The organism is Ralstonia sp. 25C (assembly GCF_051904805.1).
In the GTDB taxonomy this organism is placed as follows: domain Bacteria; phylum Pseudomonadota; class Gammaproteobacteria; order Burkholderiales; family Burkholderiaceae; genus Ralstonia.
In genome coordinates, this window is sequence record NZ_CP196738.1 from 1915151 (window position 1) to 1928759 (window position 13609).

Annotated in this window: 11 protein-coding genes; 8 read left to right on the forward strand and 3 right to left on the reverse strand. The window is 65.5% G+C overall.

Translation table 11 applies throughout. The features are described 5' to 3' along the window. Window positions 1–3: 3 nt before the first annotated feature. The 8 genes from ACS7SF_RS27125 (at window position 4) to ACS7SF_RS27160 (ending at window position 10286) form a co-directional block, all read left to right on the forward strand. Window positions 4–1755, forward strand: coding sequence for a putative 2-aminoethylphosphonate ABC transporter permease subunit (locus ACS7SF_RS27125; RefSeq protein WP_439893549.1), 1752 nt, complete (start codon window positions 4–6; stop codon window positions 1753–1755). A 32-nt stretch (window positions 1756–1787) separates the two neighbouring features. After that, window positions 1788–2654, forward strand: coding sequence for a phosphonoacetaldehyde hydrolase (gene phnX, locus ACS7SF_RS27130; protein ID WP_439893550.1), 867 nt, complete (start codon window positions 1788–1790; stop codon window positions 2652–2654). A 54-nt stretch (window positions 2655–2708) separates the two neighbouring features. Next, on the forward strand, window positions 2709–3725 hold the full coding sequence (locus ACS7SF_RS27135; protein WP_439893551.1) for a putative 2-aminoethylphosphonate ABC transporter substrate-binding protein: 1017 nt from the start codon (window positions 2709–2711) through the stop codon (window positions 3723–3725). Between the two features lie 9 nt (window positions 3726–3734). Continuing rightward, entirely contained in the window at window positions 3735–4955 is a 1221-nt protein-coding gene (locus ACS7SF_RS27140) for a TIGR03364 family FAD-dependent oxidoreductase (protein WP_439893552.1), read from the forward strand. 125 nt (window positions 4956–5080) lie between these two features. After that, window positions 5081–5500 carry a F0F1 ATP synthase subunit epsilon gene (locus ACS7SF_RS27145; RefSeq protein ID WP_439893553.1) on the forward strand — a complete coding sequence of 140 codons (420 nt, stop codon included), beginning with the start codon at window positions 5081–5083 and terminating at the stop codon, window positions 5498–5500. A gap of 270 nt (window positions 5501–5770) precedes the next feature. After that, window positions 5771–7741 (forward strand): TonB-dependent receptor plug domain-containing protein, encoded by a 1971-nt coding sequence (locus ACS7SF_RS27150; protein WP_439893554.1) that lies wholly within the window; start codon window positions 5771–5773, stop codon window positions 7739–7741. Next, window positions 7738–8310 carry a YfiR family protein gene (locus ACS7SF_RS27155; RefSeq protein ID WP_439893555.1) on the forward strand — a complete coding sequence of 191 codons (573 nt, stop codon included), beginning with the start codon at window positions 7738–7740 and terminating at the stop codon, window positions 8308–8310. The genes ACS7SF_RS27150 and ACS7SF_RS27155 overlap by 4 nt, the downstream gene beginning before the upstream one ends. Further along, the gene (locus ACS7SF_RS27160) at window positions 8307–10286 is read left to right on the forward strand and encodes a putative bifunctional diguanylate cyclase/phosphodiesterase (protein WP_439893556.1); all 1980 of its coding nucleotides are present in this window, start codon (window positions 8307–8309) and stop codon (window positions 10284–10286) included. Before ACS7SF_RS27155 ends, ACS7SF_RS27160 begins: the two co-directional genes overlap by 4 nt. Before the next feature lie 4 nt (window positions 10287–10290). Here the strand turns inward: ACS7SF_RS27160 and ACS7SF_RS27165 are convergent, their stop codons facing one another. From ACS7SF_RS27165 to ACS7SF_RS27175, 3 genes are all read right to left on the reverse strand, one after another. Next, window positions 10291–11166 (reverse strand): EamA family transporter, encoded by an 876-nt coding sequence (locus ACS7SF_RS27165; protein ID WP_439893557.1) that lies wholly within the window; start codon window positions 11164–11166, stop codon window positions 10291–10293. A gap of 143 nt (window positions 11167–11309) precedes the next feature. Next, window positions 11310–12959 carry a rhodanese-related sulfurtransferase gene (locus ACS7SF_RS27170; protein WP_439893558.1) on the reverse strand — a complete coding sequence of 550 codons (1650 nt, stop codon included), beginning with the start codon at window positions 12957–12959 and terminating at the stop codon, window positions 11310–11312. Further along, the gene (locus ACS7SF_RS27175) at window positions 12956–13591 is read right to left on the reverse strand and encodes a cysteine dioxygenase (RefSeq protein ID WP_439893559.1); all 636 of its coding nucleotides are present in this window, start codon (window positions 13589–13591) and stop codon (window positions 12956–12958) included. Before ACS7SF_RS27175 ends, ACS7SF_RS27170 begins: the two co-directional genes overlap by 4 nt. Window positions 13592–13609: the final 18 nt, after the last annotated feature.

Genomic DNA, 13609 nt, shown 5'->3' on the forward strand with positions numbered 1-13609 from the left:
GCCATGTCGATGCTGCCGCCAGAGGCCAACGTGGTTGCCGCCACCCGATCCGAATCCACCCGCGCCGCGCGCACGCCGTTCTGGCGCACCGATGCGCCGGTGTTGGCCGGCATGAAGGTCGGCTGGCTGTTGCTGCTGACCATCGGCTTGCTGCTGCCCACGGCGATGATGTTGCTGCAGGCCACGGGTCTGGTCGCCAGCGTGCGCAGTACGGACGAGCACGGCTTGGCGCTGGTTGCCCACGTGGTGGGGGCGCCCAATTTCCTCGACATGGTGGGGCGCACGCTGGCGGTGTCGGGCGCGGTCGCGGCCATCGTCGTACCGTTGGCGTTTGCGTTGGCCTACGCGGTACAGCGCACGCGCATGCCATTGCGCGGCACGATGCGCACGCTAGCGATGCTGCCGCTGTTTGCGCCGTCACTGCTGCCGGGCATTGCGCTGGTCTATCTGTTCGGCAACCAGGGGCTGTTCAAGGCATGGCTGGGCGGCAGCAACATCTACGGCTTCTGGGGCATTGTGCTGGGCGAGGTGTTCTACACGTTCCCGTATGCGTTGATGCTGTTGGCGGCCACGCTCACGCTGGCGGATGGCCGTCTGTATGACGCGGCACGTGCCATGGGGGCGAGCCCGTGGCGCACGTTCCGCACGGTCACGCTGCCGGGTGCGCGTTATGGCGTGTTTGGTGCCTTTGCGCTGGTTTTCACGCTCGTCGCTACGGACTTTGGCGTGCCGACCGTGGTGGGCGGCAGCTATCAGGTGCTGGCCGTAGAGGCTTATAAGGCGGTCGTGGGCCAGCAGCAGTTTGCGCGTGGCGCGGTCATCGGCTTGATGCTGTTGCTGCCCGCGTTGCTGACGTTTGCGGTGGAGCGCCTCGTGCAGCGCCGTCAGCATGCCGCGTTGGCCAGCCGTGCGCAGCCATATCACCCGCAACCCGACCGCGTGCGCGATGGGTTCTTCCTGTTGCTGAGCGTGCTCGTGGTCGGCGGGATCTTGCTGATGCTTGCCACGGCGGTAGGCGCATCGCTGGTGAAGCTGTGGCCGTACAACCTCGAGCTGTCGCTGCGCAATTACGACTTCGACAACATGGACGGCGGCGGCTGGCTGGCCTACCGCAACAGCCTGAAGCTGGCCGCGCTGACCACCGTGTTTGGCACCGCGCTGATCTTCACCGGCGCATGGCTTGTCGAAAAGACGCGCCCCGCAGCGTGGCTGCACGCCGCCATCCGCTTTGCAGTGCTGCTGCCGATGGCGGTGCCAGGGCTCGTGCTTGGCCTGGGCTACGTGTTCTTCTTCAACCATCCGGCCAATCCGCTGAACGGCCTGTACGGCGGCATGGCGCTGATGGTGCTCTGCACGATCATGCATTGCGCTACGGCCGCGCACCTTACGTCGGTGGCGGCGCTGGGGCAGATGGATCCGGTGTTTGAAGCCGTGTCGGCTTCGCTCAAGGTGTCGGCGCTGCGCACGTACTGGCGCGTGACGCTGCCAATGTGCCTGCCGGCCGTGCTGTCGTGCGCGCGCTATCTGTTCGTGTCGGCCATGACCACCGTGTCGGCGGTGATTTTTCTCTACAGCCCCGACACGGTGCTCGCCTCCGTGGCCGTGCTGAACATGGACGACGCCGGCGACATCGGCCCCGCTGCGGCCATGTCCACACTGATTCTCGTCACGTCGATTGTCGTATCGCTGCTGCTGGAGCTTGCCATGCGCGGCGTGATGCGTCGCACGCAGGCTTGGCGCGTGGCGACGCATTGAATTCGCAGTCCGTAGAAGGAAGGAAACAGAACATGGGTGACGCATTCCCAATGACGACCCGCCAGCCGGGCAATACCCGCAGCGCACCGCTGCGCCTGGAAGCCGCCGTGCTCGACTGGGCCGGCACCGTGGTCGATTTCGGCTCGTTTGCGCCGACGCAGATCTTCGTGGAGGCGTTTGCCGAGTTCGGTGTCGCCATCACGCTGGACGAAGCGCGCGGCCCGATGGGCCTGGGCAAGTGGGACCACATCCGCACGCTGTGCAACGACGGTGCGATTGCCGCGCGCTTCTCACTCGCGCACGGCCGCATGCCGACTGACGACGACGTCACCGCCATCTACAACCGCTTCATGCCGCTGCAGATCGAGAAGGTGGGGGCGCATTCCGCGTTGATTCCCGGGGCACTGGAGACCATCGCCGCGCTGCGTGAGGCCGGCCTGAAGATCGGCACGTGCTCTGGCTATCCGCGCGTGGTGATGGACCGCGTGGTTGAACTGGCCGCCAAGGCCGGCTACACGCCCGACTGTGTGATCGCCTGCGATGAGGTACCGCGTGCGCGCCCGTGGCCGGCTCAGGCGCTGCGCTGCGTGGTCGATCTCGCCATTGGCGACGTGGCCGCTTGCGTCAAGGTGGACGACACCGTGCCCGGTATCGAAGAAGGCCGCCGCGCCGGCATGTGGACGGTGGCCCTGCTGATGTCGGGCAACGCGCTGGGCTTGCCGTACGAGCAATACGCCGCGCTGGATGCCGACGAGCGTGCACGCCATCGCGTTGCCATTTCTGCTGGCTTTGCCGCTTGCCGCCCGCATTACGAGATCGACACGATTGCCGATTTGCCTGAAGTCGTGGCCGACATCAACCGCCGTCTGGCGCGCGGTGAACGCCCACAGTGCCTCTGAGTTTGTCGTCCTGTTTGTTGTCCTTTCCGCTGCATCACACACACCGAGGAAACCATGACCGCACGTCTTTCCCTACTGGCCGCTGCCGCCGCGATGGCGCTTGCCACGTCGGCCTATGCCAAGACCACGCTGACCGTGTACACGGCGCTGGAAGCTGACCAAGTGAAGGCGTACCAGGACGCCTTCGAGAAGGCCAACCCGGACATCGAAATCAAGTGGGTGCGTGACTCCACCGGTGTCGTCACCGCCAAGCTGCTGGCCGAGAAGGCCAACCCGCGCGCTGACGTGGTGTGGGGCCTCGCCGCATCGAGCCTGGCCATTCTGGACAAGGAAGGCATGCTGACGCCGTACGCGCCGACGGATCTGTCGAAGATCGGTGCCACGTACCGCGACAAGGCCAACCCGCCAGCATGGGTGGGCATGGACGCCTGGGGCGCTGCCATCTGCTTCAACACGGTCGAAGCGCAAAAGCAGAACCTGCCGAAGCCGACGTCGTGGGCTGATCTGACCAAGCCCGTGTATGCCGGCAAGATCGTCATGCCGAATCCGGCCTCGTCGGGCACGGGTTACCTGGATGTGAGTGCCTGGCTGCAGATGCTGGGCGAACAGAAGGGCTGGGCGTATATGGACGCGCTGCATCAGAACATCGGCCAGTACACGCACTCGGGCTCCAAGCCTTGCAAGATGGCGGCTTCGGGTGAGTTCCCGATCGGCATCGCGTTTGAATACCGTGCAGTGAAGTCCAAGAAGGAAGGCGCGCCGATCGACATCGTGCTGCCGTCTGAAGGCCTGGGCTGGGACGTGGAAGCCACCGGCATCATGAAGGGCACGAAGAACCTCGACGCCGCCAAGAAGCTGGCGGATTTCTCCGCAAGTCCGGTTGCGATGGCGCTGTACGAAAAGAACTTTGCCGTGGTCGCCACGCCAGGCTTCTCCAAGCCCGATCCGCTGCTGCCGGCCGACTACGAGAAGCGCTTGATCAAGAACGACTTTACGTGGGCCAGCGCCAACCGTGACCGGATCCTCGCCGAGTGGACCAAGCGCTACGACGGCAAGTCGGAGAAGAAGTAAGCGATGCCAATGCAAGCTCCCGCAACTCCTGGGGGCCTGGATGCCAGCACCGACGTCGCCATCATCGGGGCCGGCATTCTGGGCTTGGCGCACGCGGCCGCGGCCGTCAAACGCGGCCTGCGCGTGACGGTGTTCGAGCGCAGCGAAATCGCGGTCGGCGCCTCCATTCGCAACTTCGGGCAGATGCTGGTGACGGGGCAGCCGCCCGGCATCATGCTGGACCTCGCACGCGAAAGCCGCGCGTTGTATCTCGACTGGGCGGAGCGCGCCGGCATCTTCGCGCGGGCCAACGGCGCGCTGCTGTTCGCGCGCAATACGGCAGAAGAGGCGGTGCTGGACGAGTTCATGTCTACCCGCGCGCCAGCCTTCGGTTACAACGTGAAGCTACTGCGCAGCGCCGATCTGGCCAACCTCTACGGCGGACGCTTCTTGCGCCATCGCGCCGCGCTGCAGGGCTTTGACGACCTGCAGCTCTATTCGCGTGAGGCGATTCCAGCGCTGGCAACGTGGCTGGCCACGCAAGGCGTGCGCTTCCACTTCGGCACGCTGGTGCGCCACGTGGAGGGCGGCAGGCTGGAGACGACCGCAGGCGTGTGCAACGCCCAGCGCGCCATCGTCTGCAGCGGCCACGACTACCAGACGCTGTGCGCCGAGCAACTGCGTGCGCTGCAACCTCAGGTGTGCCGCCTGCAGATGCTGCGCGTGACGCCGGAAGACGGCTTCCAGCTCGAACATGCCGTGCTGACGGGCCTGTCCTGCACGCACTACGGCGCGTTTGCTGACTTGCCGACCGCCCAGGCGCTCGCCATGCAGATCGAGCATCAACGCCCCGAACTGGCACGCCACGGCATCCACCTGCTGGTCAGCCCCACGCCCTATGGCGACTGGATCGTCGGCGATTCGCACGACTACAGCCAGGACGCTCGCCCGTTCAACGCGGAGTCAGTCGACAACATCCTGTTGGACCTCGCGCGTGACACCTTCGGCAGCAAGCTGCGTGTGGTGGAGCGCTGGCAGGGCGTGTATGGCGCCAAGTGCCATGTTCCGGGCAGCGGCGCGTTCTCGATCACACGCATCGACGACCGCACCACCGTGGCGCTGATGCACAGCGGTATCGGCATGAGCGTGGGGCCGGCGCTGGCACATCGGCATGTGGATGCGCTGGTCAAGGGCACGGAACTGCCGCAGTGGTCGCCGCCGGCAAGCCTGGCTGCTCCGGTTGCCCTGTGACGCCATTCCGTGGGGGCGCCGCAGTAACGGACCACACTGGTGAGCAGACTAATGGGCCGGCGGGGAGGGCGCCGGGCGCACATCGTGCTACCTTGTGAGCTTATGCGCGCAACACAGGAGACACCATGCCGGTGCTGAAGGTCGATGTCGTCACGGCAGAAGAACGGCTGTATGAAGGCAGTGCCAAGTTTGTGGTCATTCCGGGTGTGGAAGGCGAGTTGGGCATCCTGCCCGGCCATGACCATTTGCTCACGCGCATGCGGCCCGGCACCGTACGCGTGACCCAGGAGAACGACGAAGAGGTGCTGCTCTTCGTCGCTGGGGGTTTTGTCGACGTGCAACCTGCCCAGGTGATCGTGCTGGCCGATACCGCCGTGCGCGCGCACGACCTGGACGAGGCCAAGGCCCAGCAGGCCCGCAAAGCTGCGGAAGAGCACTTGCAGAACAGCCACAGCAAGATCGACTATGCGCGCGCCCAGGCAGAGTTGGCCGAGGCGGTGGCGCAGCTTGCCGCCATTGAGCGTTTGCGCAAACGCCGTCGATAGCCCCCCAATAGGCCCCCAATAGGCCCCGAATAGGCCACCCAGAGGCACAACATTGCATCGCCCCACTCACTGAGGGGTTCAGAACGGCGCCAGCGCTCCGTTTAAGTGCGGAACGATCGAAATCCCCGTTGTACGTCTGGATAGACGTGATCGGTTCCGCTGGTCTTGCCGATGCTGCCCTCTGCTGTCATTGCTTGTGTGCTGTTGTCTGCCACCCGTGTGTGGCAATGCCTGTCGCGCGGTCTTTTGTCGCGAAAGCGCACAACGCAAATGTTTGCGCTGGCAGGTCTGCTGGCCTGCGCCACCGCGCACGCTGAAACCGATCTGGCCGATCTGACCGCACTTCCCATCGAGCAGCTCATGCAGGTGCAGGTGGTCACGGCTGCCTCGAAGTACGCCCAGTCGGCCAGCGAAGCCCCCGCCAACGTCCACGTCATCACCGCCGAAGACATCAAGGCCTACGGCTGGCGCACGCTGGCGGACGTTCTCAGCAGCCTGCCGGGCCTCTATACCAGCTACGACCGCAATTACACGACGCTCGGCGCACGCGGCTATCTGCGCCCGGGCGACTACGACACGCGCCTGCTGTTGCTGATCGACGGCTACCGCACCAATGATTCGATCTTTGACCAGGCGTCCGTCGGCACGGAAGCGCAGATCAACGTGGACCTGATCGACCGCGTGGAGTACATCCCGGGCGCGGGCTCTGCCGTGTATGGCTCGAATGCACTGTTTGGCGTGATCAACGTCATCACCAAGCGCGGGCGCGATATCGGGGGTGTACAGGTGAGCGGCTCCACCGGCAGCGCCAGTGCGCGCGATGGGCGGGTGACCTGGGGCAACCGCGCCGAGAACGGCGCCGAATGGCTGCTTTCGGCCAGCGTGATGGATGCGCCGGGGCGTGATGTGTCGTTTCCTGAGTTCGACCAGCCTGGCGTGAGCGATGGCGTCGCGCGCGGCATGGATTTCGACCGCGCCAAGCGCATGTTCGCCAAGGGCAGCTTTGGCGAGCTCTCCCTGATGTTCGGCTATGCCGATCGCACAAAGGGGGTGCCGACGGCGGCGTATTCTCAGCTCTTTGGCGACCCGCGCTCGCGCACCATTGACACGCGCCAGTTCGTGAATGGGGTATGGCAGCACGCGTTGAGCGAGTCGACGGACCTAACCGCGCGCCTGTTCTGGGGCCACTACACCGGGGTGGGGCGGTATATCTACGACTATCCGCCGGTTACGGAAAACCAGGATCATTTCGATTCCGCCTGGTATGGCACGGAATTGAAACTCGTCACGCGTGCCATTGAGCGACACACCATCGTCGTCGGCACGGAGCTGCAGCGCGACTACCGCGATGCGATGCGCAACTTTGACGTTGCGCCCTATGTGAACTATCTGGATGATCACCGCAGCAACAACCGTGTCGGTATCTACGTGCAAGACCAATTCATGCTGCATCAGGATTGGGCGCTGGATACCGGCCTGCGCTATGACCACACCAGTTTTACGCCGGGCATCCTGAGCCCGCGCGTAGGCCTGGTGTGGCATGCCGCCCCCACGACCACGCTCAAGGCGATCTATGGCATGGCGTATCGCGCGCCCAACGATTACGAGCTGTACTACCAGACCAGCGCACCCGGCGGCCAGCAGCTCGACAAGAAGCTCTCCGCCGAGCGCATCCGCACCTACGAAGCCGTGCTGGAACAGCAGGTGAGTGCGGGCGGCAAGGCCACGCTGTCGCTGTTCCAGAGCAACGTGTCCAACCTCATTAGCCAGAGCACAGACCCGAATACGGGGCTGCTGTTTTTCAGCAACCTGGCACGCGTGCGCACGCGTGGCGTGGAGCTGGGCTATGAACAGCACTGGCCCGGCGGCACGCGCCTGCGCACGAGCTACAGCTTCCAGCACTCCGAAGACATCGACACTGACCAGGCGCTGAGCAATTCGCCCCGGCACATGCTCAAGCTCAATGCGACCACCCCGCTGTGGCGCGACAACGTGCGTGCGGGTCTGGAAGCGCAGTACATCAGCAATCGGTTGACGACATCGGGCGCGGTGGGTGGTTACTGGATCGCCAACCTGACTTTGCTCGCAACACGCTTGGCGCCCAACCTGGACATGGCGCTCAGCTTCTACAACCTGTTTGATCGTCGCTACGCTTCGCCAGCGGGGCCGGAACTGGTGCCGACTGCCATCGAACAGGACGGCCGCAGCTTTCGCCTGAAGTTCACCTATACGTTCCGATGACCGCGCTTGATGTTCTTGCCCGATGCGTCCGACACGCCCGACGGCTGCGTCTGTGCCGGCTGTGCGCGGTGCTGGGCGCGGTCACGGCCGGTGTGTTGTGCGCGGGCGTGACGTTTGCCCAGATGCAGGCCAGCGAGGTGCAGGTCAAGGCGGCCTTCGTCTACAACTTTGCGCTGTTCACCACCTGGCCTGCCGACGCGATCGGCGCCGATGCGCCCATGGTGCTGTGTGTGGCCGCCGAGCCCACGCTGCAGGCAGCCCTGGAAAAACTCACAGGAAAACCCGTGCGCGGACACCGGCTCGAAATCCGAAAGATCAACGACAGCGGCGTGGCGGGTTGCCACGTGCTGGTATCGGACGGGCACGGTTCCGGCAACATGCGCATCGACCCGGCCGCGCCTATCCTGACGGTATCCGCCACCCCGAAGGTCGCACACGGCCCGACGAGCGTGATTGCCCTGGCGCTGCAAGACAACCGCGTGGTGTTTGACATTGATGCTGCAGCAGCGCGGCAAGCCCGTCTGCAGCTCAGCTCGCAGCTGCTGCGCCTGGCAAGGAGCGTGCAATGACGCCGCCGCTCATGCATCGGCCCCAGCTGGGCCATTCTGTGGTGCGGGCCAACATGGCCGGCGCCGGCGCCGCGCTGACGATTGCCGGCTTCCTGCTCATCGTGTTCCAGTTCATTGCGCTGCATGCCGCCTTGGTCCGCGACGTGCACGTGCAGGCGCGCATCATCGGGGCCAACAGCGTGGCCGCGCTGCTCTTCAATGACCGGCGCGCGGCCGAAGAAACGCTGGCCGCGCTGGAGGCATCACCCTCGCTGCGCGCGGCCGGTGTGTTTACGGGGCTGCACAAACCGCTGGCGCTCTACCAGCATGGCCACACCGCTCCGGTGGAAGCACCGGATGCCCTGATGCTGCGCGAGGAGCACATCTCCACGCTGACCACGCTTGAAGTTGTTGAGCCGGTGGAATCCGAGCACCGCGTGATCGGCTACGTGGTCGTCCGCTCGAGCCTGCGCGAGCTTTACATGCAGCTGCTCGGCTATGCGGTGCTGACGGTGTTGGTGGGCATTGGCGCCATGGGGCTCGCGTATCTGGTCATCGCTCGCATGCGCCGCGCGGTGCTGCAGGCCGAGGCCCATCTCGACTACCTCGCCCACATCGATTCCGTCACGGAACTGCCGAATCGCCACGCGTTCAACGAGCGCCTGCATATGTCGCTCAAGCGTGCCGGGCAGGCCGGTGCAGTTGGCCTGTTGCTGCTGGACCTCGACAACTTCAAGGTCGTCAACGACACGCTGGGCCACAACAATGGGGATCGCCTGCTACGCCAGGTGGCACGGCGTCTGAACGACGTGATCGACCAAGCCAACCTGCGTGCCGTGCTGTGCCGCATCGGTGGTGACGAGTTTGCGATCATCACCGAGTTGTCGGGGCGCGCGCAGATTGCCGAAGATGAGGCCGCGGGCCTTGCCGATGGCCTCGCCAAGCGGGTTCTGGGGGCACTGGCGGCACCGTTTGCGCTGGATCTGCATCAGATCTACGTCACCGCCAGTGTGGGGGTGAGCCTGTATCCGCACGATGCGCGCGACGTGCAGGCGCTCACGCGCAATGCCGATACGGCGATGTACCACGCCAAGAACAACGGCAAGAACGCGTGCGCCAGCTTTACGTCGGAGATGGACCAGCAAGCGCGCCGCCGCCTGCGTGTAGAGGCGGACCTGCGCCGCGCGCTTGATCGGGATGAGTTGCTGCTGACCTATCAGCCCCAGGTGCGCCTGCAGGCGTTGGAAGGGGACGGCGCTGCATTGTCTGCGTCGCATCTGCACGGCGTAGAGGCACTTGTGCGCTGGCGCCATCCGGAGATCGGCTTGATCGGCCCCGGCGAATTCATCGCCGTTGCAGAAGAAACCGGCCTCATTGTGCCGCTGGGGTTATGGGTGCTGCGGACCGCATGCCATCAAGCCGCACGCTGGATGCGTGAAGGGCAAACCCCGTTGCGCGTGTCCGTCAACCTGTCTGGGCGCCAGGCACGAGATCCAGGGCTGGTAAGGAGCGTGCTGGATGTGCTGGACGAGACTGGCCTGCCGCCGCACTTGCTGGAACTCGAAATTACCGAAAGCGTGCTGATGGAAGACCTCGAAGCCAACATCGCGCTGCTCGAGTCGCTGCACGCGGCGGGCATCAGCCTGTCGATCGATGACTTCGGTACCGGCTATTCGTCGCTGGCGTATCTGCAGCGCTTCCCGATCCAAAAGCTCAAGATCGACCGCAGCTTTGTACAGCGCATGCCAGGCGATGGCGAGGCTATTGCCGGCGCGGTCATCGCCATGGCCCACAGCCTGAATATGGAAGTGGTGGCCGAAGGCGTGGAAGACCCCGAACAACTGGCGCTGCTGCGCAAGGCGGGCTGCGACCTGGGGCAGGGCTACCTCTTCGCGCGGCCATTGCAGGCCGAGCCGCTGATGGCCTGGGTAAGGCGGTTGGGCGAGAGCGATACGGCGACTGACGCGGGCGACAACGCGGCGTCGCTGGCGGGCTGAGGGTTTAGGCGCTCGCCCGCCGCGCGGCGCGCGTCGCACCAGCCGTCAGCACAACCACCGCCGCCAGGATGATGCCGGTGGCGCCCACCGTTTGCGGTGCCACGACCTCGTCCGCGAGCCATGCGCCCATCAACAGGGCGATGGGCGGGTTGACGTATACATAGCTCGTCGCCATGACGGTGGACACGCGCTCCACCAGCGCCATGTAGGCGGTAAAGGCAATCGCCGAGCCAAACACCACCAGGTAACCCCACGCGAGCGCGGATTGCAGGCCGATGTGCGTCGGCCACGCTTCGCCGACGATCAGGCTGAGCAGCACGAGAGCCACGCCGCCAAACGCCATTTCCAGCACGAAGGCGGTCATGCCGCGCGGCATGTCGATACGCTTGGAGAGTTGCGAGCCGAACGACCACGAGGCAATGGCGGTGGTCAACGCCAGCACGCCGACGGTACTGGCCTGGAACTCCGCGCCATGGATCAACACCGCAACGCCAAGGCTTCCGAGCACGATGGCGCCGACTTCATACCCGCGCAGGCGGCCGCCCGCCAGCAGCGTCCACAGCGTGGCAAACACCGGCATCGAGGCGATCATCACCGTGGTGGCGCCGGAGGAGATCGTTTGCTCGGCCACCGCCGTCATGCCCATGCCGCCCACCAACATGAACCCGCCGATCAGCGCGCAGTTGCGGACTTGCCGCCAGCTGGGGCGCTCGCCCTTGCGCAGGATGACAACGGGCGCCAGCAGCAGGGCCGCCGCCAGAAAGCGCGAGCCCATCATCAGAAAGGGCGGCAGATCGGTCAGCGCAAAGCGGATGGCGAGATACGTCGTGCCCCACACCACGTAGGTGATGAGCAGACACAGGGCGATAAAGGGGGACATGGCGGGACCTCGGCGAGCAAGTCCCGATGCTACTCAAGGCGGCCTTATGCGCAAAACGAGTTTTGTTATCGCTCGTTGTGAGGGGCGTTAGCAAGCAAGTGAGCCGGAAACGAGCCGGATAGCGCCACGGCCGTCCCGCAGAATCAGATCACGCGGAAGCCGTGCGTGCCGTCGCGGCCGAGCTGCTCCACCAAGCCGAATTCCCAGTCGAGATACGCCTGCATGGCAGCGCGCGGCGCGGCGGTGCCCTCATAGGGGCGGCGGTAGCGATCGATGCGCTCCGAGGCCAGGTGCGTTTCGCCGGCCTCAACCGGCAAGCCGGCGGCAACCCACGCGGCGTTGCCGCCATCGAGCACCCACACCTCGGCCTGCGTCAGCTTGGCCAAGTCGCTCGCCGCAAAACGGGCAAGCTGGCTGCTGCCGCAGGTGAGCACGTAGCGGCGCGCAGGTGGGATGCGTTTGATCGCGGCAGGCAAGTCGGAGCGCACAGCAAACCACGCGCCGGGAATGTGTCGCGCCACGTAATTGGCGCTGCGCGTAACGTCGATGACGGCGGTGTCACCCGTTTCCAGCCAGCCGGCCAGCGCACGCGCATCGACCGTGCGAACGGAGGGGGACGCCGCAGCGGGCGCTTGCCATGCCCCGGTGACGCTGCGCTCGCTGGCATCGACCGGGTCGACCACGTAGACCTCCCAGCCCATCTGGGCGAGCCAGGAGGCCGTCATGTCGGCGCGCACGCCGTCGTCATCGGCCAGCACAATGCGGGCACCACGCACGGCGGCGGTGTGATCCGTCTCTTGCACAAGCTGGCCGCCCGGTACGCTCGCAAAGCCGGGCAAGTGGCCGGCGGCGTATTCCTCCGGTGTGCGCACGTCGAGCTTGTAGAGCGTGCGGTCCGGCACCTGCAGCTTGGCGACATCCGCCAGCGCAATGCGCGGCACGTTGGCGCGCTCGGCGACGGCGCGTGCATCGGCCTGGGCCTTGGCACGTGTGTCGGCAGAAACCGCCTGCGGATGCCGGCGGCTGGCGCCGTGGTCCAGTACCTGATCGGCCAGCAGCCAGCCGATGGTGCCGTTGCGCAGCGCTGCCACCGGGTTGGGAATACCGGCATTCACCAGCGATTGCGTGCCGATGATGCTGCGCGTACGGCCCGCGCAATTGACGATGACCTGCGTGCTCGGGTCTGGCGCAAGTTCTCGGATGCGCAACACCAACTCGGCCCCCGGCACGCTCGTCGCGGTGGGGATGCTCATGGTCTGGAACTCGTCGTACCGTCGTGCATCGACGATGACCACATCGCGCTTGGCATCGAGCAGCGCCTTGATTTCCTGCGCGCTGAACGATGGCGTGTGGCGCTTCGCCTCCACGTATTCGCCGAAGGCCTTGCTGGGCACGTTCACGTCCTGGAACACCTCGCCACCCGCAGCGCGCCAGCCATCGAGGCCGCCTTCGAGCAGGTACACGCGCGTGTAGCCGAGTTCCGCCAGCTTGGCCGCTGCGCGCGGGGCAAGGTCCACGCCGTCGTGCACGCCGTACAGCACGATCAACGTATCGCGGCGCGGAATGCGCGACCACGCCTCAAGCTCCAGCCGCGAGAGCGGCAGGTTCGCCGCCCACAGGGGGTGCGACTGTGCGTACGGGTCCTCTTCACGCACATCGACCAGCGCGATCTCCTTGCGGGCGAGCAGTGCGGCGCGCACGTCGGCATACGACAGCGTGGGGACATGCGTTTCGGCAAGCGGCGCGGCAGCCGGCGATTGCGTGGCTTCGAGTGTGTCGGTGGCAGTGCTCATGATGCTGGCGTGTCCTTGGAGCGATCCCAGAGGTTAGGCAGATGGGTATTCGAATAACCGGAGACAAACGGCTTGCGCTCGCCGTCTTCCGTATAGACCGAGCGGTGGATGCCGCCGATGTTGCCGCCGTACACGTGGATGCTGATCGAAGTGCGATCGTCAAACGCGTTGTGCACGCGATGGATGTCACCCACGCGTGGGGAGACGCGCTCCACATTGCCGGGCTCCAGGCGGACGGCTGCACCGTCGTGCACGGCCCGGCCCTGTGCATCGAGCTTGAACGGTTGGGAGTATTCCGCGCCGCGCAGCATGCCGATCAAGCCCCAGGTGGTGTGGTCATGGATGGGCGTGTGTTGGCCGGGGCCCCAGACGAAGCTGACGATGGAGAAACGCTCGCCAGAGTCGGCATGCAGCAGGTACTGCTGGAAGTGCTCGGGGTGCGGCTGGGCGTACTCGGCGGGCAGCCAGTCATCACGCGCGACGAGTGCACTGAGCAGGGCACCTGCACGCGAGAGGATCTCGGCTTCGGTCGGCTGCTGATCCAGCAGGCGCGATAGCGCGATCACGAAATCACGCAGCGGCGCAATGGACTGCGTTTGCACGGGTGCAGTGGCGAGGGCTGGCGTGCTCATCGACGGGTTCCTGGGGTG

Coding starts and splice junctions, on each gene's coding strand:
- ACS7SF_RS27135 (WP_439893551.1), top strand. CDS start 2,709: ATGACCGCACGTCTTTCCCTACTGGCCGCTGCCGCCGCGATGGCGCTT.
- ACS7SF_RS27175 (WP_439893559.1), bottom strand. CDS start 13,591: ATGAGCACGCCAGCCCTCGCCACTGCACCCGTGCAAACGCAGTCCATT.
- ACS7SF_RS27145 (WP_439893553.1), top strand. CDS start 5,081: ATGCCGGTGCTGAAGGTCGATGTCGTCACGGCAGAAGAACGGCTGTAT.
- ACS7SF_RS27150 (WP_439893554.1), top strand. CDS start 5,771: ATGTTTGCGCTGGCAGGTCTGCTGGCCTGCGCCACCGCGCACGCTGAA.
- ACS7SF_RS27160 (WP_439893556.1), top strand. CDS start 8,307: ATGACGCCGCCGCTCATGCATCGGCCCCAGCTGGGCCATTCTGTGGTG.
- phnX (WP_439893550.1), top strand. CDS start 1,788: ATGGGTGACGCATTCCCAATGACGACCCGCCAGCCGGGCAATACCCGC.
- ACS7SF_RS27165 (WP_439893557.1), bottom strand. CDS start 11,166: ATGTCCCCCTTTATCGCCCTGTGTCTGCTCATCACCTACGTGGTGTGG.
- ACS7SF_RS27155 (WP_439893555.1), top strand. CDS start 7,738: ATGACCGCGCTTGATGTTCTTGCCCGATGCGTCCGACACGCCCGACGG.
- ACS7SF_RS27170 (WP_439893558.1), bottom strand. CDS start 12,959: ATGAGCACTGCCACCGACACACTCGAAGCCACGCAATCGCCGGCTGCC.
- ACS7SF_RS27140 (WP_439893552.1), top strand. CDS start 3,735: ATGCAAGCTCCCGCAACTCCTGGGGGCCTGGATGCCAGCACCGACGTC.
- ACS7SF_RS27125 (WP_439893549.1), top strand. CDS start 4: ATGTCGATGCTGCCGCCAGAGGCCAACGTGGTTGCCGCCACCCGATCC.